This is a genomic window from Curtobacterium sp. MCLR17_054 (assembly GCF_003234335.2).
Classification (GTDB): domain Bacteria; phylum Actinomycetota; class Actinomycetes; order Actinomycetales; family Microbacteriaceae; genus Curtobacterium; species Curtobacterium flaccumfaciens.
In genome coordinates this window covers 3,328,370-3,353,238 of the sequence record NZ_CP126263.1, presented here as the reverse complement: position 1 = coordinate 3,353,238, position 24,869 = coordinate 3,328,370, and the positions used below count along the sequence as shown (strand labels likewise).

General features: G+C 69.7%; 24 protein-coding genes. 16 read left to right on the top strand and 8 right to left on the bottom strand.

The window, feature by feature from the left end:
* Positions 1-117 precede the first annotated feature (117 nt).
* Positions 118-1,575, top strand: coding sequence for an SPFH domain-containing protein (locus tag DEJ08_RS15850; protein WP_111030687.1), 1,458 nt, complete (start codon positions 118-120; stop codon positions 1,573-1,575).
* A 34-nt stretch (positions 1,576-1,609) separates the two neighbouring features.
* Here the strand turns inward: DEJ08_RS15850 and DEJ08_RS15845 are convergent, their stop codons facing one another.
* Together DEJ08_RS15845 and DEJ08_RS15840 are read right to left on the bottom strand one after the other, a co-directional pair.
* Positions 1,610-1,999 carry a hypothetical protein gene (locus tag DEJ08_RS15845; protein ID WP_110863065.1) on the bottom strand — a complete coding sequence of 130 codons (390 nt, stop codon included), beginning with the start codon at positions 1,997-1,999 and terminating at the stop codon, positions 1,610-1,612.
* Positions 2,000-2,070: 71 nt separating this feature from the next.
* A complete protein-coding gene (locus DEJ08_RS15840) occupies positions 2,071-3,021 on the bottom strand; it encodes a phosphotransferase family protein (protein WP_111054066.1) in 951 nt (316 codons plus the stop codon).
* A 169-nt stretch (positions 3,022-3,190) separates the two neighbouring features.
* Here DEJ08_RS15840 and DEJ08_RS15835 point away from each other — a divergent pair, with 169 nt between their 5' ends.
* From DEJ08_RS15835 to DEJ08_RS15795, 9 genes are all read left to right on the top strand, one after another.
* Positions 3,191-5,251, top strand: a complete 2,061-nt coding sequence (locus tag DEJ08_RS15835) for an MDR family MFS transporter (RefSeq protein ID WP_111054065.1) — start codon at positions 3,191-3,193, stop codon at positions 5,249-5,251.
* Between the two features lie 77 nt (positions 5,252-5,328).
* Positions 5,329-5,922: a TetR/AcrR family transcriptional regulator gene (locus DEJ08_RS15830; protein WP_111054064.1), complete on the top strand. Its 594-nt coding sequence runs from the start codon at positions 5,329-5,331 to the stop codon at positions 5,920-5,922.
* 240 nt (positions 5,923-6,162) lie between these two features.
* Positions 6,163-7,500: an enolase C-terminal domain-like protein gene (locus DEJ08_RS15825; protein ID WP_111054063.1), complete on the top strand. Its 1,338-nt coding sequence runs from the start codon at positions 6,163-6,165 to the stop codon at positions 7,498-7,500.
* Between the two features lie 45 nt (positions 7,501-7,545).
* Entirely contained in the window at positions 7,546-8,781 is a 1,236-nt protein-coding gene (locus tag DEJ08_RS15820) for an ABC transporter substrate-binding protein (protein WP_258367012.1), read from the top strand.
* Positions 8,782-8,946: 165 nt separating this feature from the next.
* Positions 8,947-9,921 (top strand): carbohydrate ABC transporter permease, encoded by a 975-nt coding sequence (locus DEJ08_RS15815; RefSeq protein WP_111032368.1) that lies wholly within the window; start codon positions 8,947-8,949, stop codon positions 9,919-9,921.
* On the top strand, positions 9,914-10,804 hold the full coding sequence (locus DEJ08_RS15810) for a carbohydrate ABC transporter permease (RefSeq protein ID WP_111054061.1): 891 nt from the start codon (positions 9,914-9,916) through the stop codon (positions 10,802-10,804). Before DEJ08_RS15815 ends, DEJ08_RS15810 begins: the two co-directional genes overlap by 8 nt.
* Before the next feature lie 50 nt (positions 10,805-10,854).
* Complete coding sequence (locus DEJ08_RS15805) at positions 10,855-12,180, top strand: alpha-L-fucosidase (RefSeq protein WP_111030695.1); 1,326 nt, start codon at positions 10,855-10,857, stop codon at positions 12,178-12,180.
* Entirely contained in the window at positions 12,180-12,524 is a 345-nt protein-coding gene (locus tag DEJ08_RS15800; RefSeq protein ID WP_111054060.1) for an L-rhamnose mutarotase, read from the top strand. Before DEJ08_RS15805 ends, DEJ08_RS15800 begins: the two co-directional genes overlap by 1 nt.
* The gene (locus DEJ08_RS15795) at positions 12,521-13,477 is read left to right on the top strand and encodes an aldo/keto reductase (protein ID WP_110865415.1); all 957 of its coding nucleotides are present in this window, start codon (positions 12,521-12,523) and stop codon (positions 13,475-13,477) included. The genes DEJ08_RS15800 and DEJ08_RS15795 overlap by 4 nt, the downstream gene beginning before the upstream one ends.
* Before the next feature lie 91 nt (positions 13,478-13,568).
* Here the strand turns inward: DEJ08_RS15795 and DEJ08_RS15790 are convergent, their stop codons facing one another.
* The 6 genes from DEJ08_RS15790 to DEJ08_RS15765 form a co-directional block, all read right to left on the bottom strand.
* Positions 13,569-13,844 (bottom strand): GlsB/YeaQ/YmgE family stress response membrane protein, encoded by a 276-nt coding sequence (locus DEJ08_RS15790; RefSeq protein ID WP_110865416.1) that lies wholly within the window; start codon positions 13,842-13,844, stop codon positions 13,569-13,571.
* Between the two features lie 96 nt (positions 13,845-13,940).
* Entirely contained in the window at positions 13,941-14,618 is a 678-nt protein-coding gene (locus DEJ08_RS15785) for a FadR/GntR family transcriptional regulator (RefSeq protein WP_110862381.1), read from the bottom strand.
* 100 nt (positions 14,619-14,718) lie between these two features.
* A complete protein-coding gene (locus DEJ08_RS15780; RefSeq protein ID WP_220035432.1) occupies positions 14,719-15,492 on the bottom strand; it encodes an SDR family NAD(P)-dependent oxidoreductase in 774 nt (257 codons plus the stop codon).
* Positions 15,492-16,340 (bottom strand): fumarylacetoacetate hydrolase family protein, encoded by an 849-nt coding sequence (locus DEJ08_RS15775; protein ID WP_111054059.1) that lies wholly within the window; start codon positions 16,338-16,340, stop codon positions 15,492-15,494. The genes DEJ08_RS15780 and DEJ08_RS15775 overlap by 1 nt, the downstream gene beginning before the upstream one ends.
* A gap of 42 nt (positions 16,341-16,382) precedes the next feature.
* Positions 16,383-17,357, bottom strand: coding sequence for an amidohydrolase family protein (locus tag DEJ08_RS15770; protein ID WP_111054058.1), 975 nt, complete (start codon positions 17,355-17,357; stop codon positions 16,383-16,385).
* A 136-nt stretch (positions 17,358-17,493) separates the two neighbouring features.
* A complete protein-coding gene (locus tag DEJ08_RS15765; protein WP_017888006.1) occupies positions 17,494-17,763 on the bottom strand; it encodes a glutaredoxin family protein in 270 nt (89 codons plus the stop codon).
* An 81-nt stretch (positions 17,764-17,844) separates the two neighbouring features.
* Between DEJ08_RS15765 and DEJ08_RS15760 the strand changes: the two genes are divergently transcribed.
* The 6 genes from DEJ08_RS15760 (at position 17,845) to DEJ08_RS15735 (ending at position 24,652) form a co-directional block, all read left to right on the top strand.
* Positions 17,845-19,551 carry an adenosylhomocysteinase gene (locus DEJ08_RS15760; RefSeq protein ID WP_111054057.1) on the top strand — a complete coding sequence of 569 codons (1,707 nt, stop codon included), beginning with the start codon at positions 17,845-17,847 and terminating at the stop codon, positions 19,549-19,551.
* The gene (locus tag DEJ08_RS15755) at positions 19,548-20,933 is read left to right on the top strand and encodes an amidohydrolase family protein (protein WP_258367011.1); all 1,386 of its coding nucleotides are present in this window, start codon (positions 19,548-19,550) and stop codon (positions 20,931-20,933) included. The genes DEJ08_RS15760 and DEJ08_RS15755 overlap by 4 nt, the downstream gene beginning before the upstream one ends.
* The gene (locus DEJ08_RS15750) at positions 20,930-21,427 is read left to right on the top strand and encodes a cupin domain-containing protein (RefSeq protein ID WP_253183664.1); all 498 of its coding nucleotides are present in this window, start codon (positions 20,930-20,932) and stop codon (positions 21,425-21,427) included. The genes DEJ08_RS15755 and DEJ08_RS15750 overlap by 4 nt, the downstream gene beginning before the upstream one ends.
* Before the next feature lie 371 nt (positions 21,428-21,798).
* A complete protein-coding gene (locus tag DEJ08_RS15745; RefSeq protein ID WP_111054056.1) occupies positions 21,799-22,110 on the top strand; it encodes a hypothetical protein in 312 nt (103 codons plus the stop codon).
* Positions 22,101-24,299, top strand: coding sequence for a hypothetical protein (locus tag DEJ08_RS15740; protein WP_146248453.1), 2,199 nt, complete (start codon positions 22,101-22,103; stop codon positions 24,297-24,299). The genes DEJ08_RS15745 and DEJ08_RS15740 overlap by 10 nt, the downstream gene beginning before the upstream one ends.
* Before the next feature lie 35 nt (positions 24,300-24,334).
* On the top strand, positions 24,335-24,652 hold the full coding sequence (locus DEJ08_RS15735) for a hypothetical protein (protein ID WP_146248452.1): 318 nt from the start codon (positions 24,335-24,337) through the stop codon (positions 24,650-24,652).
* Positions 24,653-24,869 lie beyond the last annotated feature (217 nt).

Sequence of the window (24,869 nt, the reverse complement as noted above, 5' to 3'; positions counted from 1 at the left end):
TCTGTTGTCCCCAACCCTCCCCAGCGCGGCCCCGCTGTCCGCGCGCGCTCCTAGGATGGGAGCCAACGGAACAACAGATGCGGAATCCAGGCTGGCGCCTGGTCCGGAGGGGGAGTCATGGAAGTCCTGTTCGCGCTCGGAGCCGTCCCGCTGATCATCGTGGGGATCATCGTCCTCGCCGTGATCGCGCTGATCTACGCCAAGGTCGTGTACCGCAACGCCGGTGCCGACGAAGCGCTCATCATCACCGGCAAGCGCTCCCGCAAGGTCAAGAACGCCGACGGCACTGAGACCGTCGAGTCCGGCATCAAGGTCGTGCTCGGCGCCGGCGTGCTCGTCCGCCCCTTCTTCGAGAAGGTCGCGAAGCTGTCGCTCAGCTCGCGTGCGATCGACATCAACGTCAACGCGCAGGACTCCCGCGGCGTCACCATCGACGTCGAGGCCGTGGCGCTCGTCAAGGTGGGCGAGGCCGACGCGTCCATCCGGGCGGCAGCGCAGCGGTTCCTCGGCCAGGAGAAGAAGATCGACGACTTCGCGCGCGAGGTCCTGTCCGGCTCGCTCCGTGCCTCGATCGGCGCGACCGACGTCTCGACGATCATCCGGAACCGCGACCAGCTCACCGTCGCGGTCCTCACCGTCGCGCAGGACGCCCTGCACAGCCAGGGGCTCGACGTCGACTCGTTCGAGATCAAGGGCATCTCGGACCGCAACGAGTACATCAGCGACCTCGGCCGTGCCGAGCGTGCACGCGTGCGGCTCGAGGCCGAGAACGCCGAGGCCCAGGCGGACCGTGAGGCTCGAGAGGCCCGCGCCACCGCCGACCAGGCGATCGCCGAGGCCGAGAACACCCTGGCCATCCGCCGTGCCGCGCTGCAGCTCGACGCCGACCGTGCGTCCGCCGAAGCCGCTGCCGCCGGCCCGCTCGCCCAGGCGCGTGCGTCCCAGGGCGTCGTCGAGCAGGAGCAGATCACCGCGCAGAAGCGTGCCGAGCTGCGCCGTGCCGAGCTCGAGTCCGAGGTCTCCGCCGTCGCCGAGGCCCAGGCGCGCAAGACCCGCGTCGAGGCCGAAGCCGCTGCTGGGGCCCAGGTCGAGACCGCCCGCGCCCAGGCCGAGGCCCGCCGGATCTCCGCCGAGGCCGTCGCGGCCGAGGCGAAGGCCGAGGCGGACGCCCGCAAGCTCGCCGCCGACGCCTCGCGCGCCGAGGGCGAAGCCGCCGCCGACGCGATCCGTGCGAAGGGTCAGGCCGAGGCCGATGCGACCAAGGCGCAGGCCGACGCGCTCGCCCAGCACTCCGAGGCCGTCCTGCGGGTCAAGGCCATCGAGACACTGCCGAGTATCGCCCGCGAGCTCGCTGCTCCGATGAGCAACATCGACACGCTCACCGTGGTGTCCTCCGACGGCGCCGGTGCACTGTCGAAGAGCGTCGTCAGCCAGTTCAGCGAGGTCGATGCGCTGCTCGGTGCCACCGCGGGGTTCACCCTGAGCGACATCGTGAAGAGCACCACGACGGGTCAGGCGGCTGCCCGTGCCGTCGTGCGCGAGCAGTCCGTGCCACAGGTCGAACCGGCCGAGTAACCGAGCGGGTGCCTGCAGCGGGCGCGACGGGGGATCAGCCCTCGTCGCGCCCGTTCTCGTTCTGCGGGTCGCGCTGCTGAGCACCTGCGTCCTCACGCTCGTCCGCGAGCCGCTGCTGCCACACGACACTGCGGGCCGCACCCTCGAGCACGTCGTCGACGCTGCGACCGCTCTGGGCGGCGAGGGCACCGCTGAGTCCGGCGGTCAGGGTGCCGCCTGCAGCGGCGAGTCGCTCGACGACCTCCTCCTGCCGCGGGGTCAGGGGCTCGTCGACCAGCTCGTCGATCGTGTCGCGGATGTTCTGCTCGCTCGCGTCCAGCGCCGCCTCGTCGCCGGACTGCAGGGCTGCTGCTTCTCCGACGACGACGAGACCGAGGCGCGCGGCGTCGTCTTCGGGACGCGGGGTGCGGTGCTCATCAGTCATGCGGTGGACCGTACGCTCCGGTGCGCTGCGCTCCCTGGACAGACGCGTCCCCCGGGCGTGCGGGCGCGCTGTCAGGCGGCCCAGCGCCGGAGCAACCAGTCAGCGGCGGCCGCGCCCTCGCGACGCTGGAAGTCGCGGATCGTGGGCATGTTCGGCGGCGCCGGGGGCAGGGCGTGCTCGAAGAACAGCCCGGCGAGCCCGGCCAGCACGGCGTCGATCGTGGTGGCGGGTACCCCGGCGAAGACCGGGTGCGTGGCGAGGTGGTGTTCGACGTCGGCGTCCTCACCGCGGACGAGCGTGTCGAGCAGGTAGGTCAGCGGGTCGAGCCAGTGCGCGCCCACGCTCGCCCAGGGCCAGTCGACCACCCAGACGAGCCCGGCGTCGTCGACGAGCAGGTTGTCAGCGCGGCAGTCGGCGTGCACGAGGTGTTCGCCGTCGACGAGTGCCGCTGCCCCGGATGCCGCGCGGGCGATCGCGGGGCCGGCGTCGAGGACGTGCGAGGGGACGACCTCGGCGACGCGGGCGGCGACCGCGTCGTCGGCCAGCATCCGGTCCCAGGCGCCGAACTCACCGCGCAGGTCCTCGGCGATGCGGGGGAGCGTCGCCAGTCCACCGGTCGCGGGCGGCAGCGTGTGGAGTGCGTCGAGCACGGCCGTCGTGTCCGAGCCGTCGAGGCGCCGGCCCGGGTGCTGGCCCGCGACGTCATCGAGCACGAGCGTGACCCAGTCGTCGCCGTCGACCGTGGCGTGCAACGCGTCGAGCAGCCGTGGCGCCTGCACGGTGGTCGGCAGCTGGGCCATGACCGCGGCCTCGCGGCGGTGCAGCTCGAGGGCTGCCTCGTTGCGCGAGCGCGACACGGTCTTCACGAACGCCCGTCGTCCGGCCGCGGTCGTCACCCGGTCGGCGCTGCCGGGAGACCACCCGCTCGCCTGGGACTCGGCGGTCACGACCGGACCGCCCAGCACCCCCTCCACCTGCTGCCGCAGCGTCGTCGGTACGTCGGTCCAGGTGGTTCGCCCCATGCGCCGACGTTACCTGAGAACCCGTACACGAACGTGCACGCTCGGCAACTTTGCGTTGGCAGCAAAGGTGCTGGCGGTGTAAAGTTGCAGAGCCTGCAAGGTTGACACCCGTTCGGGGTCCCGACCAGGCCGACGACCACCACGCCACATCCCCTGTGAGGAACTCCGCATGTCCACTGCCACCGCACCCGTCGAGGTGTCGCGCGGACGACAGGACTCCCCGGCGAGCACGCCGGGCAAGCCGATCATGTCGCACCGCCAGATCCTGCTCGTCATCTACGGCCTGATGGCGGGCATGTTCCTGTCGTCCCTCGACCAGACCATCGTCGGCACCGCGATCCGCACGATCGGCGACGACCTGCACGGCCTCGACCAGCAGGCCTGGGTCACGACGGCCTACCTGATCGCGTCGACCATCACCACGCCGATCTACGGCAAGCTCTCCGACGTCTTCGGCCGTCGCCCGCTCTACATCTTCGGCATCGCGGTCTTCATCCTCGGGTCGCTGCTCTCGACCCTGTCGACGTCGATGACCATGCTGGCCGCCTTCCGCGCGTTCCAGGGCATCGGTGCGGGTGCGCTGATGTCGCTGCCGCTGGCGATCATGGGCGACATCCTCGCGCCCCGTGAGCGCGCGAAGTACCAGGGCTACTTCCTCGCGGTGTTCGGCATCTCGTCCGTGATCGGCCCGCTGATCGGCGGCCTGTTCGCCGGTGCGAGCTCGATCGTCGGCATCACCGGGTGGCGCTGGGTCTTCCTGATCAACGTGCCGATCGGCGTCGCCGCGCTCCTCATGGTGATCGCGTTCCTGCACCTGCCGAAGTTCGGCGAGGCCAAGGCCAAGCCGCGCATCGACTGGTGGGGTGCGACCTCGGTCATCGTCACGCTCGCGCCGCTGCTCCTCGTCGCGGAGCAGGGCCGCACGTGGGGCTGGGGTTCGGCCAGCGCGATCGCCTGCTACGTCATCGGTGCGCTCGGCCTCGTCGCCTTCCTGGTGATCGAGACCCGCATGCAGGACGACGCGATCATCCCGCTCAAGCTCTTCCGCTCGAGCACGTTCTCGATGGCGACCATCCTGGGCTTCCTGGTCGGCTTCGCGATGTTCGGCGCGATGCTCACCATCCCGCTCTACCTGCAGATCGTCACCGGCCTGACGCCGACCGAGTCCGGGTTCGCGACGCTGCCGATGATCGGTGGCCTGATGATCGCCTCGATCGCCTCCGGGCAGATCGTGGCCCGCACCGGCCGGTACCGGATCTTCCCGGTCATCGGCACGGCCCTGGTGTCGCTCGGCTACGTCGTCCTGACCTTCATGACGATCGACAAGCCGCTGTGGTTCCTGATGATCGGCATGTTCCTGATCGGTCTCGGGCTCGGCCAGCTCATGCAGAGCATCACCCTGGCATCGCAGAACTCGGTGCAGCCGCGCGACATGGGTGTGGCGACCTCGTCCGCCACGTTCTTCCGTCAGATCGGTGGCACGCTCGGCACCGCCGTCCTGCTGTCCGTCCTGTTCTCGCTCATGCCGACGAACATCCTGCACGCCACTGCGGACGAGTCGAACCTGAAGCCCGCCCTCAGCGCGGCGCTCGACCCGGAGATCGCCAGCGCGAAGGCGAACCAGGGCGTCATGGACCAGATCTGGAACCCGATCGTCACCCCGCTCCAGCAGCAGGTGCAGTCCGGCCTCGACACCGCCACCGACCAGGTGACCCAGGCCACCGCCGGGGCTCCCGACGCCGTGCAGCAGCAGGCGCTCACCGCCGCCGCCGACAAGGCGCACGCCAGTGTGCAGGACGGCCGGCTCGTCGTCGACTGGTCGGACTCGGGGCAGCGCACCTACTGGGTGGACCAGCTCGCACCGGAACTGTCGAAGCAGATCGACAAGGGCGCGAACGACTCGAGCGACTCGAACGCCGAGACGAGCGACACGTCGTACCTCAACGGTGCGGACTCGGCCCTGACCCGGCCGTTCATGTCCGGGTTCAACGCCTCGGCCGTGACCGTCTACTGGGTCAGCTTCGCGGTGATCCTGCTCGCGTTCGTCCTGAGCTTCTTCTTCAAGGCGCCGCCGCTCCGCAAGAGCTCGGCCCTGCAGGAGCAGGCGGACGACGCCGGCACCGCCGACGACCTCGAGGCGCAGGCCGTGCGGGCCGCGGACACGATGGGCTCGCCCACCGCCCCGGTCACCGGTTCGATCCCCGTCCAGGGCGGTCGGTCGCAGGTCTGAGTCACGCCGGGCCTCCCCGTCACACGACGCGGAGGCCCGGCGTCGCACGGACCCGAGAGCAGGACGGAGCGCAGCACGTGCACCAGCCCACCACCACCGAGGACCTCGTCGCGAGCGACTGCGGCCTACGGGAGCGCAAGAAGCAGCAGACCCGGTCCGCCATCCACCGGTCGGCACTCGCCCTGGTCACCGACCACGGGCTCGCCGGGGTGACCGTCGAGCAGATCTGCGCGGACGCCGGGGTCTCCCCGCGGACGTTCTTCAACTACTTCCCGTCGAAGGCCGAAGCAGCCCTCGGACTGCCGGCGACGACGGTCCCGGACGCGGCGCGCGCTGCGTTCCTCGGTTCCACGGGTCCGCTCGTGGCCGACCTCTGCGACCTCGTCACGCACACGGTCACCCTGCCGCAGGACCGCCGGCGCATGAAGGAGCTCGTCCGAGCCCGCCCCGAGATGGTCCCGGCGATGATGCAGTGGATGGCGCACGCGCGGCAGACCGTGCTGGCGGTCGCTGCCGAGCGCGTCGACGAGGACACCGCGCGGACCGCGACCACCCTCGTGATGGCCGCCGTGATCGAGTCCGCCCACCGGTCGGCGGACGGCTCGCGCGACGAGCTCGCTGCGCGGCTGCGCGCGGTCGTCGCCGAGATGGGGCGGCTCGCCACCGCCTGACCAGCGTGACCATCGCGTCGCCCCCGGCGCGGGGCGACCACGGCCTGGAGGCGCGGTGTGGGCCGGACCCGCACCGCGCCTCCAGGCCGTTGTCGCGTCCACACCGTCGATCGCGCAGTCATCGGACGGTTGGGCGACCACTTTCGCCATAACCGCAAGAACAAGGCTCTTGACGCACGAGACATCGGATGTTTTGATTGCACCGTTCGGTCGACGGAGACCGGACGGCAGGAGACACAGATGAGCCGCATCACCGGTCTGCACGTGCACGACATCCGGTTCCCGACCTCGCGAGAGCACGACGGGTCCGACGCCATGAATCCCGCACCCGACTACTCCGCTGCCTACGTCGAGCTCACCACCGACGCGCTCGACGGCCTGGTCGGCACCGGCTTCGTCTTCACCATCGGCCGCGGCAACGAGGTGCAGGAGTCGGCGATCGCAGCCCTCCGTGGGCACGTCGTCGGCGCCGATGCCGAGGCGGTCCTGGCCGACATGGGCGGCACCTGGCGCGCGATGGTGCACGACTCGCAGCTGCGGTGGCTCGGCCCGGAGAAAGGCGTCATGCACATGGCGATCGGCGCCGTGGTGAACGCCCTTTGGGACCTGCGTGCGAAGCGTGCGGGGCAGCCGCTGTGGGCCCTGCTCGCCGACCTGCGCCCCGAGGAGCTCGTCGACCTGGTGGACTTCCGGTACCTGACCGACGCGATCACCCCGGCCGAGGCGCTCGAACTGTTCCGCGCCGCCGAACCGATGCGTGCCGAACGTCGAGCGCGCCTGGAGCGTGAGGGCTACCGCGCCTACACGACGACCCCGGGCTGGCTCGGCTACGACGACGAGAAGCTCGCGCGGCTGTGCCGGGAAGCCGTGGACGACGGGTTCACCCAGATCAAGCTGAAGGTCGGCGGCGACGTCGACGAGGACGTCCGACGGATGGGCATCGCCCGCGCCACCGTCGGCCCGGACGTCCGGATCGCGATCGACGCGAACCAGCGCTGGGACGTCGACGAGGCCGTGGCGTGGATCGACCGGCTCCGCCCCTTCGACGTCGCGTGGGTCGAGGAGCCGACGAGCCCGGACGACATCCTCGCCCACGCCGAGATCGCCCGGCGCATCGCCCCGATCCCGGTCGCGACGGGGGAGCACATGGCGAACCGGGTGATCGCGAAGCAGCTGATCCAGGCCGGGTCGATGTCGGTGCTGCAGATCGACGCCACCCGGGTCGCCGGGGTGAACGAGAACCTGGCGATCCTGCTCCTCGCCGCCAAGTACGGCGTCCGTGTGTGCCCACACGCCGGCGGCGTCGGCCTGTGCGAGGCGGTGCAGCACCTGTCGATGTTCGACGCGGTCGCCCTGACCGGTGACCTCGACACCCGGTGCATCGAGTTCGTCGACCACCTGCACGAGCACTTCGTGACACCGGTCGACGTCCACGACGGCCGCTACTGGCCGCCGACCACGCCCGGCGCCGGCACCGAGATGCTCGCCGACACCCTGACCACCCACGCGTTCCCGGACGGCCCGGTCTGGGCCGAGTCCGATCCCGATCGGGTCCCGGACGCCGTCCGGGTCGCCTGAACACCCCACCGCACACCCCATCACCACGACGAAGTGGAGACACCGATGCAACGACGACGCACCGCCGGGCTGGCGGCAGCAGCAGCTGCCGTGCTCGTGCTCACCGGCTGTTCCGCTGGCAGCAACGCCAGCGACGGCCAGTCGAAGGACTCCCTCACCTGGGCCATGTGGATCGCCGGGAAGGAGGACAAGGCCGCGTGGCAGAAGGTCGCCGACACGGTCAAGACCGACGACGACGTGGACGTCTCGATCCAGGGCTCACCCTTCAACGACTACTGGACCAAGCTCCGCACCCAGCTGTCCACCGGCACCGCACCCTGCATCGTGAGCATCCAGTCGCTCCGCGCCGCGAACTACACGGACGTGCTCGTGCCGATCGACGACATGGCGAAGCAGGCCGACCTCGACCTGGGTGAGTACGACCAGACCGGGCTCGACGGCATGAAGGTCGACGGCAAGCTCTACGGACTGCCGTACGACACCGGCCCCATGGTCATGTTCTACAACAAGGACATCTTCGAGAAGGCGGGCGTCGACGAGCCGAAGCCGGGCTGGACGGTCGACGAGTTCGAGGACGCCGCGAAGCAGCTCAAGGCCGCGGGCACGCCGATCTGGGGCACGAGCGTGGAGGACATCCCCCTGGAGTCGATGATCCTCGGCTACAACGGCGGCCGGGTGATCGATGCCGACGGCACGCTCGACGCCTCGAACGCGGAGTTCGCCGAGGGGCTCGACTGGATCGGCGGTCTGGTGAAGGACGGCTACGCCACGCAGGCGAGCACCGACGGTTCCACCGACGACAACGCGTTCGTGTCCGGTGACGTGGCGATGTACAGCGACGGCCCCTGGTCGATCATCAGCCAGAAGGCCAAGGTCAAGTTCGACCTGGGCATCACGACGATCCCCTCGGGAACGGACGGCCCCAGCTCGTTCGCCGCCGGGTCGGGCTTCGGCATCTCGAAGCAGTGCAAGTACCCCGAGCAGGCGTTCAAGGCCATCACCACGATGACGAACGAGGCCACGCTCACCTCGCTCGCCGAGCAGGGTCGCGCCTTCCCGGCACGCACCGCGGCGCAGCAGGCCTGGTACGACAACGCCGGCATCGACGGGGTCGAGGACGCCCTGAAGACCGGACTCGAGAACGCCACCCCGTTGCCCGGCAACAAGCAGAGCGACCAGCTCAACCAGCTCTTCGCGCAGTACGCCCTGCAGGCGGTGAACGGACAGACCTCCGGCAAGGAGACGATGTCGTCCATCGCGAGCCAGCTCGGCTCGCAGTGACGGGCGTCACCCCCTGACGGACGGGCGCGGCCCGCTTCGAGCGACGCGAAGCGTTGCGCGGGCCGCGCCGACGGAGCCTGCGGAGTCGGAGGTCGACCCCGCCACGGGCCTCCCGTCCGATCCCCACCCTGACCAGGACCGCGCGAACGACGAGGAGGTCGTCGCATGACCACCATCCAGGACCCACCCGCCGAGGCGGCGCTGCCCGCCCCCGCGGTCGCGGTCGCGACCGGCGCAGCCCCGCGCCGGAAGGACAGCGGCGCCGACGCCGAGCTCGGCCGCCGCTCCTGGTGGGGCGCCGCCTTCGCCGCTCCGCACTCGATCGGCCTCGTCGTGTTCACGGCGTTCCCGATCCTCGCGTCGCTCGTCGTGAGCTTCATGAACTGGCCGATGCTCGGCGAACGCTCGTGGGCCGGCCTGTCGAACTACGCGCAGCTCTTCTCCGACCCGATCTTCCGCACCGTGACGCTGAACACCGTGCTGTTCGTCGTGCTCTACGTGCCGCTCAACCTGGTCGTGTCCCTCGGACTCGCGGCCTGGCTCACGCCGAAGATCCGCCACCGGCACGTCTTCCGCGTGCTGTTCTTCATCCCGACCATCACGCCGATCGTCGCGAACGTCGTCGTCTGGCGGATGCTGTACCAGCCGGGCGGTGCCATCGACGCGACGCTGCAGTCGACCGTCGGCGTGAACGCCCCGAACTTCCTGGCCGACGACAACTGGGCCATGCTCGCCGTCGTCGCGATGAGCGTCTGGCAGGGGTTCGGCTACAACATGCTGATCTTCTCGGCGGCGCTCGACTCGGTGCCGGAGAACCAGATCGAGGCTGCGCAGCTCGACGGGGCGAACGCCTGGCAGATGTTCTGGCGGATCAAGTTCCCGCTCATCTCGCCGTCGATCTTCTTCGCGACGATGATGACCCTGATCACCTCGTTCCAGGTGTTCGTGCAGCCGTTCGTCCTGACGAAGGGCGGCCCCGGCACCGCCACCGAGACCCTGGTGCAGTACATCTACAACACGGGGTTCCAGACCCAGCAGCTCGGACTCGCATCGGCCGGGGCGTGGGTGCTGTTCGTCATCATCCTCGGCATCACGGCCATCCAGTTCCTCGGACAGAAGCGGTGGGTGCACTATGAGTGAGCTGACCTCGTCCAACCGGACGATCAACCCGCGGGCGCTGCCCCGCACGCACCGGCAGACCGGCCGGGTGCGCCACATGGTGGGCTACGTGCTGCTCTGCCTGGTGGCCCTGCTGTTCGTCTCGCCGCTCATCTACATGGTGGCGACGAGCCTGAAGCCGTCGACCGACGTGTTCACGACCCCGCCGACGCTCTGGGGCTCGTCCATTGAATGGGGCAACTACGCACAGGCGTTCACGTACCTGCCGTTCGCCCGGTTCATCCTGAACGGCGTCTTCGTCGCCGCGGCCGGCACGGCGATCAACGTCGCCGTCGCGGTGCTGTCCGGCTACGCGTTCTCGCGACTGCGGTGGCGCGGCCGGAACACGGTGTTCGTCCTGTTCCTGGCGACGCTGATGATCCCGCAGGACGTCCTCGTCATCCCGATGTACGTGATGATGCAGGGCTTCGGGTGGGTCGACACGTTCCAGGCACTCATCATCCCGTGGGCGTTCACGGCACTCGGCGCGTTCCTGGTGCGGCAGTTCTTCCTCACCGTGCCGCAGGAGCTCGACGACGCCGCCCGGGTGGACGGAGCCGGAGCGATCCGGACGTTCTTCTCGGTGATGCTCCCGCTGGCCCGACCGACGATGGCGGTCCTCGCCGTGTTCTCGTTCATCGCGTACTGGAACTCGTTCCTCTGGCCGCTCGTCATCGTCAACGACGTCGAGGCCCGTGGCACCATCCCGCTCGGCCTGCAGCAGTTCTTCGGGCAGCAGGGCTCCGAGTGGAACCTCGTGATGGCGGCGTCGGTGATCTCGATGCTGCCCACGGTGGTCCTGCTGATCCTGCTCCAGAAGCACCTCGTCAAGGGGATCGTCACCAGCGGTCTCGGCGGTCGGTGACCCCGCCGACCGTCACCCTCTCGTCCTCCACTGAAAGGAACACTGGCCTCATGACCATCACCGCACCTGCCGAGCCGCAGACCGCGACCGACTCCGCGGGGTTCCCCGCGTGGTTCTCCCACGACCGGTTCGGCATGTTCATCCACTGGGGGCTGTACGCCCTGCCCGCACGGCACGAGTGGGTGAAGAACCGCGAACGGATCACCGACGAGGACTACCAGAAGTACTTCGACCACTTCGACCCGGACCTGTTCGACGCCGCGGACTGGGCACGTCGGGCACGGCAGGCGGGGATGAAGTACGTCGTCCTCACCACGAAGCACCACGAGGGCTTCTGCCTGTGGGACACCGCCCTGACCGACTACAAGTCCACGAACACCCCGTTCGGTCGCGACATCGTGCGCGAGTTCGTCGACGCCGTCCGTGCCGAAGGGCTGCGGGTCGGCTTCTACCACTCGCTCATCGACTGGCACCACCCGGACTTCACCGTCGACGGCGTGCACCCCCGGCGCGACGACTCGCCGGAGGAGATCGAGGCGTTCAACGAGGGCCGCGACATGTCGCGCTACCGCGAGTACCTCCACGGTCAGGTCGAGGAGCTGCTCACCGACTACGGGCAGATCGACTACCTGTTCTACGACTTCTCGTACCGGGACAACGACCACGAGGACATCTGGGGCGGCAAGGGCCGGGACGAGTGGGGGTCCGAGGAGCTCATGGCGCTGACGAAGCGGCTGCAGCCCGGCATCATCGTGAACGACCGGCTCGACATCCCCGGTGACCTGGTCACCCCCGAGCAGTACCAGCCCGACAAGCCGATGGAGGTCGACGGCGTCCCGGTGCCGTGGGAGGCCTGCCAGACGCTGAACGGCTCGTGGGGCTACGACCGCGACAACCTGAACCTGAAGCCGGTCGACCTGCTCGTCCGCATGCTCGTCGACGGCGTCTCGAACAACGGGAACATGCTGCTCAACATCGGCCCGACCGGTCGCGGCGAGTTCGACGGGGTCTCGCGGCAGACACTCGACGGCATCGGGACGTGGATGCACCAGCACGCTCGCTCGGTGTACGGGGCGGGGCCGTCGCGGTTCGTCGCCCCGCGGAACACCGTCTACACGCAGAACGGCAACCGCCTGTACCTGCACCTGTTCGCGTGGCCGTTCGAGCACGTGCACCTGCCCGACCTCGCCGGCCGGGTGGCGTACGCGCAGCTGCTCAACGACGCATCGGAGATCCACTTCCGCGAGATCCCGCCGGGCACCCGGGCGCAGAACACCGGGCTCGGCGGCCAGCCCGCCGGCACGCTCACCCTGACGCTGCCGATCGTGCGGCCCGACGTCGCCGTGCCCGTCGTCGAGCTGTTCCTGCGCGACTGATGCAGCGGATCCTGACGCGGACACGACTGCGGGCCGGGAACGAGGCGGCGTACGACACCGTGCACGCCTCGATCCCGCCCGCGCTCGCGGCGCGACTGCGCGAGGCCGGCGTGCACGACTGGACGATCTGGCGGGACGGGCTCGACCTGGTCCACCTGATCGAGGTCGAGGACCACCGGGCGATGCGCCGGGCGCTCGCCGACGACCCGGTCAACGCCGAGTGGCAGGAGACGATCAACCCGCTGCTCGAGGCGGACGACGACTACTCGGGCGACGACGACGGGGTCCCACGGGTCTGGTCGCTGGCGGACCAGGTGCACCACGCGGATCAGGTGGACCCGTGACCGATCTCGACCTCGACCGTGGCCCGTTCTGGTTCGGCGGGGCCGGCATCGGCAACCTGCTCCGTCCGGTGTCCGACGACGACGCCCGCGCCACGGTCGACGCCGCGTGGGACGCCGGGGTGCGCGGGTTCGACACCGCCCCGCACTACGGCCTGGGCCTGTCCGAACGGCGGCTCGGGGCGGCGCTCGCCGGACGGCCCCGGCAGGAGTTCCTCGTGTCGACGAAGGTCGGGCGGGTGCTCGTGCCCGGGCGCGGTGACGGCGACGACCTGGCGTCCGGGGGTTTCGCGGTGCCGGACGACACCGTGCGGCAGTGGGACCCGTCGCCGTCGGGCGTGCGGCGCTCGCTCGACGAGTCGCTCGGCCGCCTCGGGCTCGACCACGTCGACGTCGCCTACCTGCACGACCCGGACGTGTACTCACTCACCGACGGTCTGACCCAGGCGCTGCCGACGCTCGCCGAGCTCCGCGACGAGGGCGTCGTGCGGGCGGTCGGCGTCGGGTCGAACTCCGTCGAGGCGCTGTCGGCGGCCGTCGACACCGGGCTCTGCGACGTCGTCATGCTCGCCGGGCGGTACACCCTGCTCGAGCAACCGGCGGCGGCGCTCGTCGACCGGTGCGCGTCGCTGGGCGTCGCGGTCGTGGCGGTCGGCGTCTACAACTCGGGGCTGCTCGGGCAGGAGCGCCCTTCGGCGGGTGCGACCTACGACTACGCCGAGGCCTCCGCGCAGCTGCTCGCGCGGGCGAATTCCGTCGCCGACGTCTGCGAGCGCCACGGGGTCACGCTGCCCGAGGCCGCGCTGGCGTTCCCGCGTCGGGCCCCGGCGGTCGCGGCGATCGCGCTCGGGGTGCAGTCCGCCGACCAGGTGCGCTCGAATGTCGCCCGGGCCGCCGCCGTCGTGCCCGAGGCGCTCTGGGACGACCTGCGTGCAGCGGGCCTGCTCGCGATGTGACGCCACGTACGACGAAAGTCACCCCGAACCACGCGTCTGCGTGGTTCGGGGTGACTTCGGTGGTGCGCCGGTCGGACCGGCAGCGTGGTGCCTAGCGGCGCGAACCGCGGCCGGCGACGCGCGTGTAGATGAACAGCACGATGATGGCGCCGATGATCGAGCCGATGATGCCGGCGGGCTGGAAGAAGCCGTCGTTCCCGTCGTGGTTGAAGATCAGGTAGCCGAGGAACCCGCCGACGAACGAGCCGACGATGCCCAGGACGATCGTCATGAGGATGCCGATGTTCTGCTTGCCGGGGATGATGAGCCGGGCGAGAGCGCCGGCGATGAGTCCGATGATGATCAAGCTGATGATGAGACCGAGCACGGTGTCCTCCTCGTGGGTGCGGTTGCCGCGGCATGGTTGCCGGAGTCAGGGCCGAGGACCGACACAACTCCGAGGTTCCTGGGAGGATTGTCGGGTTCAGTCGAGGGAGCGCCGCAACCAGCGCTCGACACCTTCGACGTGGGACACGACGAGGGCCTGCACGAGCTGCGGATCCCGGCGCCGGATGGCGTCGACGATGGCCGCGTGCTCGTCGAGCGTGCGCTGCACCGACCCGTTCTGCGTCAGCCCGCGCCACACCCGCACCCGCACCGTCTTGCTCGACAGGGCGTCGAGCAGCCCGGACAGGTACTGGTTGCCGCCGATGCCCGCGATGGTCGAGTGGAACAGCAGGTCGTGGGCGACGAGGTCCTCGACGCCGGTGTCCTCGCCGACGGACTGCATCAGGGTCGCGAGCTCGTCGATCTGCTGCTCCGTGGCACGGGCCGTCGCCAGGACGGCGGACGCCGGTTCCAGGATGCGGCGCACCTCGAGCAGGTCGACGAGCGACCGGTCGTGGTGCATGTCGACGACGAACGACACCGCCTCGAGCAGGACGCCCGGTTCGAGCGACGTCACGTAGGTGCCGTCGCCCCGTCGGACGTCGAGCACGCGGATCAGCTCGAGCGCCTTCACCGCTTCACGGAGGCTGTTGCGCGACAGCCCGAGCGACTCGCTCAGTTCCTTCTCGGGCGGGAGGCGCTGGCCGGGTTGGAGCTCGCCGCTCACGATCATCTGCTGGATGCGTGCGATCGCATCGTCGGTCAACGACGCCACGTCACCACCTCCTGTGGACCCGGCCGCGTGCGCGACGGGACGTCCCGACGATACCCGGGACGGGCCTCCAGGCCGGTGCGGCGGAGCCGCGGGACGACCATCAGGCCGGCCGCAGCCGGAGCGCCTGCATCCCGCCGTCGACCGCCAGCTCGACGCCCGTCGTCGACCGGGCGAGCGGGCTCGTCAGGTAGGCGACCGCCTCGGCGACCTCCGCCGCCTGCACCAGACGTCCGTGCGGCTGGCGTGCCTCGAGCGCGGCGCGTTCGGCGGCCGGGTCATCCGCGGACGACAGGAGTCGCGCGATCCACGGGGTGTCGGCGGTGCCGGGGTTGACGGCGTTGACGCGGATGCCCTCGCGGACGTGGTCGGCGGCCATCGCGCGGGTGAGTGCGGAGATCGCCCCCTTCGTGGCGGAGTAGAGCGCCCGCTGGGGCAGCCCGGCGGTGGCCGCGACGGAGCACGTGTTGACGATGCTCGCGCTGCCCGACGCTCGGAGGTGGGGGAGTGCGGCGCGGGACAGGCGCACGGCGCCGAGCACGTTGACCTCGTACACGCGGCGCCACTCGTCGTCGGAGTTGTCCTCGACCGTCCCCTGGGCACCGATGCCGGCGTTGTTCACGAGCACGTCGAGACCGCCGAGCTGGTCGACGGCCGACGCGACGGCGGCACGGACGGACTCGTCGGACGACACGTCGCAGGTGACGGAGACGAGTCCGTCGGCGGCGGACGGTTGCAGGTCGAGCACGGCGACCGCTGCGCTGCGCTCCTGCAGCGCGGCCGCGATGGCCGCGCCAATGCCGGAGGCGCCGCCGGTGACGATCGCGCGGAGACCCGCGTGGGTGCTGGGCATCCCGGTCGCGGTGGTGCCGGTCATCAGGCTGCTCCCACTGTCTGGCGCTGCGAGCCGAGCCCGTCGGCGGTGAGCTCGACCACGTCGCCGGGCTGCAGGTACGGCGCGTGTCCGGCCAGGGCGACCCCGGCCGGGGTGCCCGTGCTGATGACGTCGCCGGGGTACAGCACCATGAACTGCGACAGGTACCGGACGATCTCGACGGGTCGGAAGATCATGTCCGCCGTGGTGCCGTCCTGCCGCACCTCGCCGTTGACGGTGAGCCGGAGTGCGAGCGCCGCCGGGTCGACCTGGTCGGGGGTGACCAGCCACGGGCCGAGCGGGTTGAACGTCTCGCAGGACTTCCCCTTGTCCCACTGCCCGCCGCGCTCGAGCTGGAATGCCCGTTCGGAGACGTCGTTGGCGATGGCGTAGCCGGCGATGCAGGCGCTCGCGGCCTCGTCGGAGTCGCAGTAGCGGGCGGTCTGCCCGATGACGACGGCGAGTTCGATCTCCCAGTCGGTCTTCTCGCTGCCGCGGGGGATCAGGACCTCGTCGTCCGGGCCGATCACCGTCATCGGGTCCTTCATGAACACGATCGGCTCGGTCGGGATCTCGGCGCCGGTCTCGGCGGCGTGGTCGCGGTAGTTCAGGCCGATGCAGACGACCTTGCCGGGACGGGCCACCGGTGCACCGCGGCGGAGACCCTCGGCGTCGGGCAGCGCTCGGAGGTCCCCGGCGCTCCTCGCGTGCCGGACGCGGGCGACCGGGTCGGACGCCAGGAAGGCCCCGCCGATGTCGGTCGTGATCGGGCGGAGGTCGAGGACCTCGCCGTCGGTGTCGACCGCGACGGGGATCTCGCCGCCCGCGGGGCCGAGTCGTGCGAACTGCATCGTTCCTCGCTCTCCGGCTGCACCGGCGCAACCAGAGACATCCTATGTCTGCTCCGGGTTGCCGACAAGGTCGTCGGTGCTGAGGGTCCTCCCATGCAGGTACGTGCGCTCCGCCGTCCCGCTCAGCACCGACTGCCGTTCGTCCGCGGTCAGGTCGGCCAGCGCGTCGGTGGTCCGCCGCACCACGTCGTCGTAGGTCGTGGCGAGCGTCGAGACGGGCCAGTCCGACCCGAACAGCGACCGATCGGGGCCGAACCGCTCGACCACGGCACGCACGTACCGGTCGACGGGCTGCCGTCGCCACTCCGGTCCGGCCTCGGTGAACAGTCCGGACACCTTGCAGGCCACGTTCGGACGCGTAGCGAAGTCGTCGATCCGGGCCGCCCACCCGGGGTCCCCGCCCGCGATGTCGGGTTTGCCGGCGTGGTCGAGGACGAACGATCCCTCGGGCACGGCGTCGAGCAGCGCGAGGGCGGCGCGGTGCTCACGCGCTCGGACGAGCACGTCGAACACCAGGCCGGCGGCGGCCACCGCACGGACCCCGCGGACGACCTCGGGCCGGGCGAGCCAGTCCGGGTCCGGTTCGTCGTGCGCCTGGTGGCGGATGCCGACCAGGCGGGTGCTGGCCGGCCGATTGCCCACCAGCTGGCTGCTGGCCGGCCGATTGCCCGCCAGCCGGCTGCTGGCCGGCCGATTGCCCGCCAGCTGGCTGCTGGCCGGCCGGTCTCCGCCGGACCCCGCGATCAGTGCGGCGATCCGGTCGACGACGTCCGGGGCGGTCAGGTCCACCCAGCCGACGACCCCGGCGACCGGCTCGGGCTGCTCGAGGAGCCAGGCGGTCTCGCCGGGGTCGTGCACGGCCTGCACGACGATCGTCCGGGTGACGTCGGTGCTCCGGGCGGCGGCGCGGAGGTCGTCCACGTCGAACCGGCGGCGGATCGGAGCGACCGAGTCGTCCATCCAGGGGTACGGCCGGTCGGCGGGATCCCAGAGGTGGTGGTGAGCGTCGATGATCACGCGCTCATGATGCCCGATTCATCCGATGTCCGCTCGGGGTGCCGGTGCGGCGACCGCTCGCGCTCAGCGACACCTCACGCGCCACAGTGCCCGTGAGGTGTCGTTGGGCGCGTGAAGTCGCAACCGCCAACGCCGATCAGACGACGCCGGAGGCCTCCAGCTCGGCCCGCAGCTCGGCGTCCGACGGCTCGACGAAGTGCTTGCCGTTGGGCAGCACCACGACGGGGATGTTCTTCCGGCCGCTGATCGCCTCGGCACGGTCGGCCGCGGACAGGTCCTGCTCCACGTCGACGTACTCGTAGTCCACGCCGAGGGTGTCGAGCAGCGCCTTGGACCGACGGCAGTCGCGGCACCAGTCGGCGCCGAACATGGTCACGCGGTCGGGGGCAGTCGTCGCATCGCTCATGTGCAGAGAGTACGTCGGAGTGCCCCCGGGCATTCCCGGAGCGCCGCCGGACCCGCGCCCCGCTCGCCCTACGATTGGCACATGCCGCCAGCACCCGATCCCGCGACGCTGGCCTGGGCCTCGGCGGCCGTCCGGCGCTTCGCCGCCGCGACCAACCTGCTCATCGCCGCCCGACGGTTCCGCATCGTCGGCGGTGACGCCCGGGATGCCGCGGCACTGCGGCACCTGCTGACCGCACTCGGCGCGCACGAGGCCGATCAGTCGGACCAGCAGCACCCGTCCGACCTCGTCGACCAGCTCTGGTGCCTCGGCACGCCCGAGGAGTCGACCCCCGCCGTCGAGCAGGCCGCCGACCGCCCGCGCGGCACCACCCTGGTCGTCATCGACGCCGGTCGGCACATGCCCGCCGTCGACGAGGACGCCTTCGGTCCCGTCACATCCGCCCGCCCCGGCGTCCTCGCCGTCCCGATGCTCTCCGACGACGTCTTCCTCGTCTCCACCGGCCGCGACCCCGAGGACGACCCCGCGGCGGACGCGCGCCTGCGCTGGGCACGACGGTCGATGCCGGTCGCCCGGTCGGTCGCCGCGGAACTCCGCGACGGTGGGCTCCTGCGCGGTACGCGCATCGGCGTCGCGATGTTCCTCGAGCCCAAGACGGCGGTGCTGAGCCTGCTGCTCCGTGACGCCGGTGCCGAGGTCGTCGTCTACGCCCACGCCGACGAGACCGACGACGCCGTCGCCGACGCACTGCGGTCCGCCGGCCTGACGGTGTTCGCGAGCAGCACGGCGACGCTCCCCGAGCAGAAGCAGCTGGCCCTCGCGATGCTCGACACCGCGCCGCACATCCTGCTCGACGACGGCTCGCACGTCATCCGGCTCGCCCACCAGGAACGCCCGGACCTGCTGCCGACGATGCTCGGAGCGGCCGAGGAGACCACGAGCGGCCTGCGGCCCCTGCGTGTGCTGGCAGCGCGCGGCGAGCTCGGCATCCCGGTGGTCGCGGTGAACGACGCCCGCACCAAGACGTTCTTCGACAACCGGTACGGCACCGGGCAGTCGACGGTGTTCGCGGTGCTCGACCTGGTCGACGGGCTCGCGTCCGGCACACACCGGGTGATCCCGGGAGGCGCGGCGGTCGTCGCCGGGTTCGGGCACGTCGGCGAAGGGGTCGCCCTGGTGCTCACAGCCCTCGGGTTCCGGGTGACGGTCGCCGAGACCGACCCGGTCCGCGCCCTGCAGGCGCGGTTCGCCGGGTACGCCGTGGCCCCGCTCGTCGAGGCGGTGTGTGACGCCGACCTCGTGATGAGCGCCACCGGGGTGTCGCACACCATCGACCTCGAGGTGCTCCGTGCCTGCGCGGACGGTGCGGTCCTCGCCGTCGCCGGCGGGGTCGACCAGGAGATCGCCATCGACGACGCGCTCGCCGCCGGGGCCCGGCGCCAGGACGTGGGGCCGAAGGCCGAGCGGTTCGTGTTCCCCGGGGTCGACGGTGGGCCGATCGTGCTCGACGACGGTGGCTGCATCAACATCACCGCGGCCGAGGGCAACCCGGTCGAGATCATGGACCTGTCGTTCGCCGTGCAGCTCGGCGCCGTCCGGATGCTCCTGGAACGCGGCGACGAGCTGGAGCGTGCCGTCGTGCCGATCGACCCCGCGGTCGACGACGTGACCGCCCGCGCGGCGCTCGCCGCGTTCGGGAGCCGACCCCTGCCTCCCGGCCTCCCCGCCGAGCACCCGGCGGACCGCGAGCCGTACGTCCGGACGCACCGTTTCGGAGACCCGGCGTGAGCGCCCGACAGCACCCGGTCACGGTGCACTCGGCGCGCGTCGTCGTCCCGATGACGGCGCCACCGATCGCGGACGGCGCGGTCGCCGTGCAGGACGGCCGGATCCTGCACGTCGGCGACCGGTCGTGGGTCATCGACCAGCTCACCGGGTCCGACGCGACCTTCACCGAGCGGCAGTGGCGTGGCGCGCTCCTGCCCGGACTCGTGAACGCGCACTCGCACCTCCAGTACACCGGCATGGCCAGTGTCGGCCAACGGCAGTACAGCGGATTCGAGGACTGGGCCGCAGCGTTCAACGTCGACTACGCCGAACCGCACGACTGGCGGGCCGAAGCCGCGGACGGTGCACGGGCGTCGATCCTGGCCGGCGTCACGAGCATCGCGGACATCGTCACCGACATCGAGGCCTCGACCGCGCTGCAGGACGCCGGGCTCGGCGGCATCGCGTACTGGGAGGTGATGGACTGGGAGAACGACGCTTGGCAGTCGCACGGTCGCGACCAGGTGCTCGACGAACTCGACCGGATCCCCACGACGCCCGGTGCCGGCCTGTCCCCGCACGCGCCGTACTCGCTCGAGGTCGCCCCGCTGCTCGAGCTCCCCGACATCGTGCGGCAGCGCGGTCTGCGACTGCACCTGCACCTCGGTGAAGCGGCATTCGAGGGGGAGCGCACCGCCCTCGGTCCGGTCCCCGGGCTCGACGGGGTCGACGGCGTCGGCCACGGGAACGACTGGCACCTGGCGAACGTGCCGTCGTTCCGGGCGCTGCGAGCCCTGGGCTTCGGTGCCAGCGCGACCGCGTTCGTCGACCGCCTCGGCGTGCTCGGGCCGGACTGCCACATCGCCCACGGGGTGTACATGACCGCCGCCGACCGGGCCCTCCTGCGTGCCCGGGGCACCGCCGTCGCACTGTGCCCGCGGTCGAACGCCGTCATCGGCCTCGACCCGCCGCCCGTCGCCGACTACCTGCGCGAGGGCAGCCCGATCGCGATCGGTACCGACTCCCTGTCGTCGTCGCCGTCCCTCGACCTGATGGCCGACGTCACCGCGCTCCACCGCATCGCTCGTGCCCAGGGCTACGGGCACCGTGACCTGCACGAGCGGCTGCTCGCGGCGGCGACCCTCGGTGGTGCGCACGCGATGGGGCTGGCCGTCGGACCGGACCGCATCGGGCACCTCGCCGTCGGGGCGCGCGCCGACCTGGCGGTCTTCGACGTCGACGCCCGGACCGTGCCGGACGCGCTCGCCGAGCTCGTCGAGGACGGCGCCGGGCGGGCGGCCGCCACCGTGATCCGCGGGGTCGTCCGCGCCGCAGCGGGCGTCGTCACCGAGCCGGCTTCCCCGCACATGGACATCCCCGCACCGCACCAGGAGGAACGATGACCGAGTCCGCACCCCACCCCGGAATGGCCGCACGCCGAACCGTCACCGGTGAGCTGATCGAGTGGCTCGACGTGCCGAAGCGCGCGATCGCCCTCGGCATGGAACCGCACCCCGAGGGCGGCTGGTACGTCCGCACCTGGACCTCGCCGGCGACGGTCACCACCCCCGCGGGGGACCGTCCCGCCGCCACCCTGATCCACTTCCTGCTGCCCCCGGGCGAGGCCTCCGCCTGGCACCGGGTCACGAGCGACGAGATCTGGATGTGGCACGGGCCGGACACCGTCGACCTGCAGCTCGGCGGTGACGGCGACGTCCCCGAGCCCGGCGCGACGATCACCCTCGGCCCGGACGCCGGACGCGACCGGGTGAACGACGCGCAGGCGTTCGTGCGCGGCGGGGTGTGGCAGCGGACGATCCCGGGCGACGGCGAGGTGCTGCTGAGCTGCCTGGTGTCGCCGGGCTTCTCGTTCGACGACTTCACGATGGCCGACTGACGTACCACGGCTTCGGATCGAGGTCGATGACGCGATCTGCCGGCGGTACGGCGTCGATGAAGCTGCACGAACGGCGGGAATCACGTTGCAAGAAGCCGCGACGATTCTTAAAATGACTGAGACCGGTGATGAAGACGCAGAACGCGAGGCGTCCAAAAGGGCTACGAATAGATGACGTACACTCATGCCCCGAAGAATCTTTCGCGACCAAGCCGTCTCTAAAGACCACTCGAGTCACAGAGCGCCTGAAGATACATACATGCCAAAAGCAAACAATGCCGTTTGACCTGGGATTTCGCGTCTGACCCCCAAATGGGTACCAGGCCGCCCTACTCAGCTTTCCCATATGCTGCGCGAGATAACAGCAACTCGTGCTGTTCGATGACTTGAGGGGTCTCGTGCGCACATTGCTGCACGCTCCGCGTTCGAGGAAGCGCAGCATTGCTGCTGCCACGCTCGGCGCGCTCGCGCTTGTTAGTTCACTGCTTGTCGCCGTACCGGCGCAAGCGCTCAATGACACCGGCACCGGCGGTGTGTTCACGCCCGCGACCGGACGCATCCTGGACACTGCGAAGGGCACCGGTGGGTTCAATACGCCGATGGAGGCGGGCAAGTACCGCACCATCAAGGTGGCGGGTCTTGCGGGGTTCCGGATGACGGTTCCGTGGGTGCGGTGTCGCTGAACGCCACGGTCGGCACGGCACCCGGTTACGGCACTCTGTTTGGCCGCCCAAACGCGGACACGTCGCGGACGTCGATGCTGATCTACAACGGCAACAGCGGCGAGTACGTCTCCAACACTGCCACCGTCGCAGTCGGCGCTGATGGCACGATCCAGATCATGGCTGAGACTTCGGCGCGGGTGATCCTGGACGTGCAGGGCTACTACACCGCGAACACCGACGGTACCGCCGCTGGCGGGTTCGTCCCGGTTGCGGGGAAGCGGTTCGTCGACACACGTTCCGGGCTCGGCGCCCCGAAGGCGTCGATCGCACCCGGGAAGAGCGTCGACATCCAGGTCACCGGTGCGAACGATGTCCCGGCTGGTGCGTCGGGTGCTGTGGTGAACCTGATCGCGATCAACTCCACCAATTCCGAAGGCAACCTCACCCCGTACGCCACGGGCGGCACGAAGCCGCAGAACTCGCTGCACTACACACCCTCTGCCACCACGTCGATCCAGGCGCAGGTGGCGCTGTCGGCTGACGGGAAGATGACGATCGCGAACTCCTCGTCCACGGTCAACCTCGTCATCGACCTGCAGGGCTACTTCACCGCCGCCGGCCAGACCGGTGCAGTCTTCACCCCCGGGACGGGACGTGCATACAACTCTCGGGCGACCGGGAACACGATCCTGGCGAAGAACGAGACCAGGTCGATCCAGATCGCCGGCACGGCTGGCGTGCCGGTGATGGGCTCCGGCATCACCGCGGTCGTGCTGACCCTCATCGTCTCCCACAGCGGCAGCGACGGACGCGCAGCAATATGGGCCGACGGCACAACCAAGCCGGACACCACAGCGATCAACTTCCAGGCTGACGAGATTCGCACCAACACGGTCACCGTCCCCCTCGGCGACAACGGCAAGATCAGCCTCAACAACGTCGCCGACGCCACTGACTACGTAATCGACGTGCAGGGCTGGTACGCCGACCCCACGGCGCCGACCATCGCGTGCCCGGCTGGTTATGCCTCTGGGACGTGGGTGGACACCTTGCCCGCCGCGGCGATTACATGCACGGTTACCGCTGCTCCGGCTGCTGACAGCGACACAATTCTGGTGGCGACGATCGACGGCGACCCCTTGGACACCATGGCGGTGAGCACCGCGGCCCCCACGTCGCTGAGTGTCACCATTCCTTCGAAGGCTGGCTGGCACGAGATCGATGCAGCAATAGCTACCGGCTCGGATGATTTGAATACACAAACCTTTACTCTTGGGTTGAACGACGGTCAGCCATCCTCGGTTCTAGCTTCCATTCAGGCAGCTTCTCCGGAGTCATTCACTGACGTAACTGCGGGAACCACAACCTCGTCGGGGGCGGTTGCGGTCAACTCCACCGGCGCCGTCGATGTGACCGTGCCAACTCATGCAACCGGGACGATCGATCTGACAACGAAAGACATCTCGGGTGCGGACGTTGACACGCTCCTGACTGCCTTGCCTTTTGCGGGATCAGCGTCAGACGCTCGAGTCGAGGCCGGCGGAATCGTCAGCTACGACAACGGGAATGGCTCATTCACTGTCCCGATTGTTCACGGCGATGGCACCGTCCAGATCAACACTGTGCTCACTTCCGTGTCAGCCCCCTCAAGCTTCAGCTACCCGCTCACGCCCCCAACAGGAGCAACTGTGTCCCTGTCATCCGACGGCTCGGTGACGATCAGCGACTCCAACAACGCCGTCATCGGGCATATCGACGTCCCCTGGGCGAAAGATGCTCGTGGCGTAGCCGTGCCAACGCATTTCACGCTTGCCGGCAACACCCTCACGCAAACCGTTGACCTGAGTTCCCCAGCCATCACCTACCCGGTCGTAGCAGATCCAGGAGTGGTCGCAACGGCAAAGGCCATCGCGGGCTGCCTTCTCGAAATTGCTCCGCTCTTCTTCGGCGGAGCAGAAATCGTCAAAGCGTTTGCAAAGGCGCAGAAGTTCATTAAGGCTTCCAAGTCGATTCTGAAGGCCTACGCAAGGGTCGGCGGAACGATGAAGAGTCTCATCAAGCTGGTGAAGCAATACGTTAAGGATCGAGGTTCGATGACCAAGGCGCAAATTAATGCGCTCGGCTCTTTCGTGACTGCAACCGGCCATTTTATCTGGGATACAATCGGCTTCCCGACTTGCTACGATCTCATCCGCGGCAAATTCTAATCACTTCAAATCGATGACGACTGAAAGAGCGAAACATGGAATGTGAGCCCAAGGTGCTTGGTGGTATTTCTGCACATGCCTGGTCGCGTGCAATTTATGCAGCCTTCGGGGTTGCACTGTTTCTCATCGTCATTGGCGCCGTCTCAATTGGTGTCAATGCCGTGAGTAGGAATAGCGGTATCGGCGATGTTGCTCTCATCGTCGGTGAGACGTGCGCATGGGGAATTTTTTTTAGCGTTCTGGCTGTGGTGCCGCTGATCATCGCTATGAATCTTCGCGTACGACGTGAGCGCAAGCACGGATACGCGACCATTCGGACCGAGAGCGACGTCCCGATTCGCGAAAAGCGCTAGTCACACGGCCCGCATCATCCTGAGGCCCCTTCAGTGCAGTTACCTCATTACCACCGCCGGGTGGCCGATCGCTCCGCGGCCGACTACCTGGTGACGGAAATCACGGGCGTGGACCGCGCGGACGCGACGACGTGGGACTCGGGGACGAGAGGCGGCGCGACGTGTCCCGGAGGTCGCTCGGTGCGCTGACCGTCGTGGCATCCGGGGTCTTCGCGGT

Coding starts and splice junctions, on each gene's coding strand:
- DEJ08_RS15765 (WP_017888006.1), bottom strand. CDS start 17,763: ATGAGCGATGCGACGACTGCCCCCGACCGCGTGACCATGTTCGGCGCC.
- DEJ08_RS15815 (WP_111032368.1), top strand. CDS start 8,947: ATGACCACCATCCAGGACCCACCCGCCGAGGCGGCGCTGCCCGCCCCC.
- DEJ08_RS15775 (WP_111054059.1), bottom strand. CDS start 16,340: ATGCAGTTCGCACGACTCGGCCCCGCGGGCGGCGAGATCCCCGTCGCG.
- DEJ08_RS15840 (WP_111054066.1), bottom strand. CDS start 3,021: ATGGGGCGAACCACCTGGACCGACGTACCGACGACGCTGCGGCAGCAG.
- DEJ08_RS15810 (WP_111054061.1), top strand. CDS start 9,914: ATGAGTGAGCTGACCTCGTCCAACCGGACGATCAACCCGCGGGCGCTG.
- DEJ08_RS15820 (WP_258367012.1), top strand. CDS start 7,546: ATGCAACGACGACGCACCGCCGGGCTGGCGGCAGCAGCAGCTGCCGTG.
- DEJ08_RS15845 (WP_110863065.1), bottom strand. CDS start 1,999: ATGACTGATGAGCACCGCACCCCGCGTCCCGAAGACGACGCCGCGCGC.
- DEJ08_RS15735 (WP_146248452.1), top strand. CDS start 24,335: ATGGAATGTGAGCCCAAGGTGCTTGGTGGTATTTCTGCACATGCCTGG.
- DEJ08_RS15760 (WP_111054057.1), top strand. CDS start 17,845: ATGCCGCCAGCACCCGATCCCGCGACGCTGGCCTGGGCCTCGGCGGCC.
- DEJ08_RS15805 (WP_111030695.1), top strand. CDS start 10,855: ATGACCATCACCGCACCTGCCGAGCCGCAGACCGCGACCGACTCCGCG.
- DEJ08_RS15800 (WP_111054060.1), top strand. CDS start 12,180: ATGCAGCGGATCCTGACGCGGACACGACTGCGGGCCGGGAACGAGGCG.
- DEJ08_RS15750 (WP_253183664.1), top strand. CDS start 20,930: ATGACCGAGTCCGCACCCCACCCCGGAATGGCCGCACGCCGAACCGTC.
- DEJ08_RS15780 (WP_220035432.1), bottom strand. CDS start 15,492: ATGACCGGCACCACCGCGACCGGGATGCCCAGCACCCACGCGGGTCTC.
- DEJ08_RS15825 (WP_111054063.1), top strand. CDS start 6,163: ATGAGCCGCATCACCGGTCTGCACGTGCACGACATCCGGTTCCCGACC.
- DEJ08_RS15835 (WP_111054065.1), top strand. CDS start 3,191: ATGTCCACTGCCACCGCACCCGTCGAGGTGTCGCGCGGACGACAGGAC.
- DEJ08_RS15850 (WP_111030687.1), top strand. CDS start 118: ATGGAAGTCCTGTTCGCGCTCGGAGCCGTCCCGCTGATCATCGTGGGG.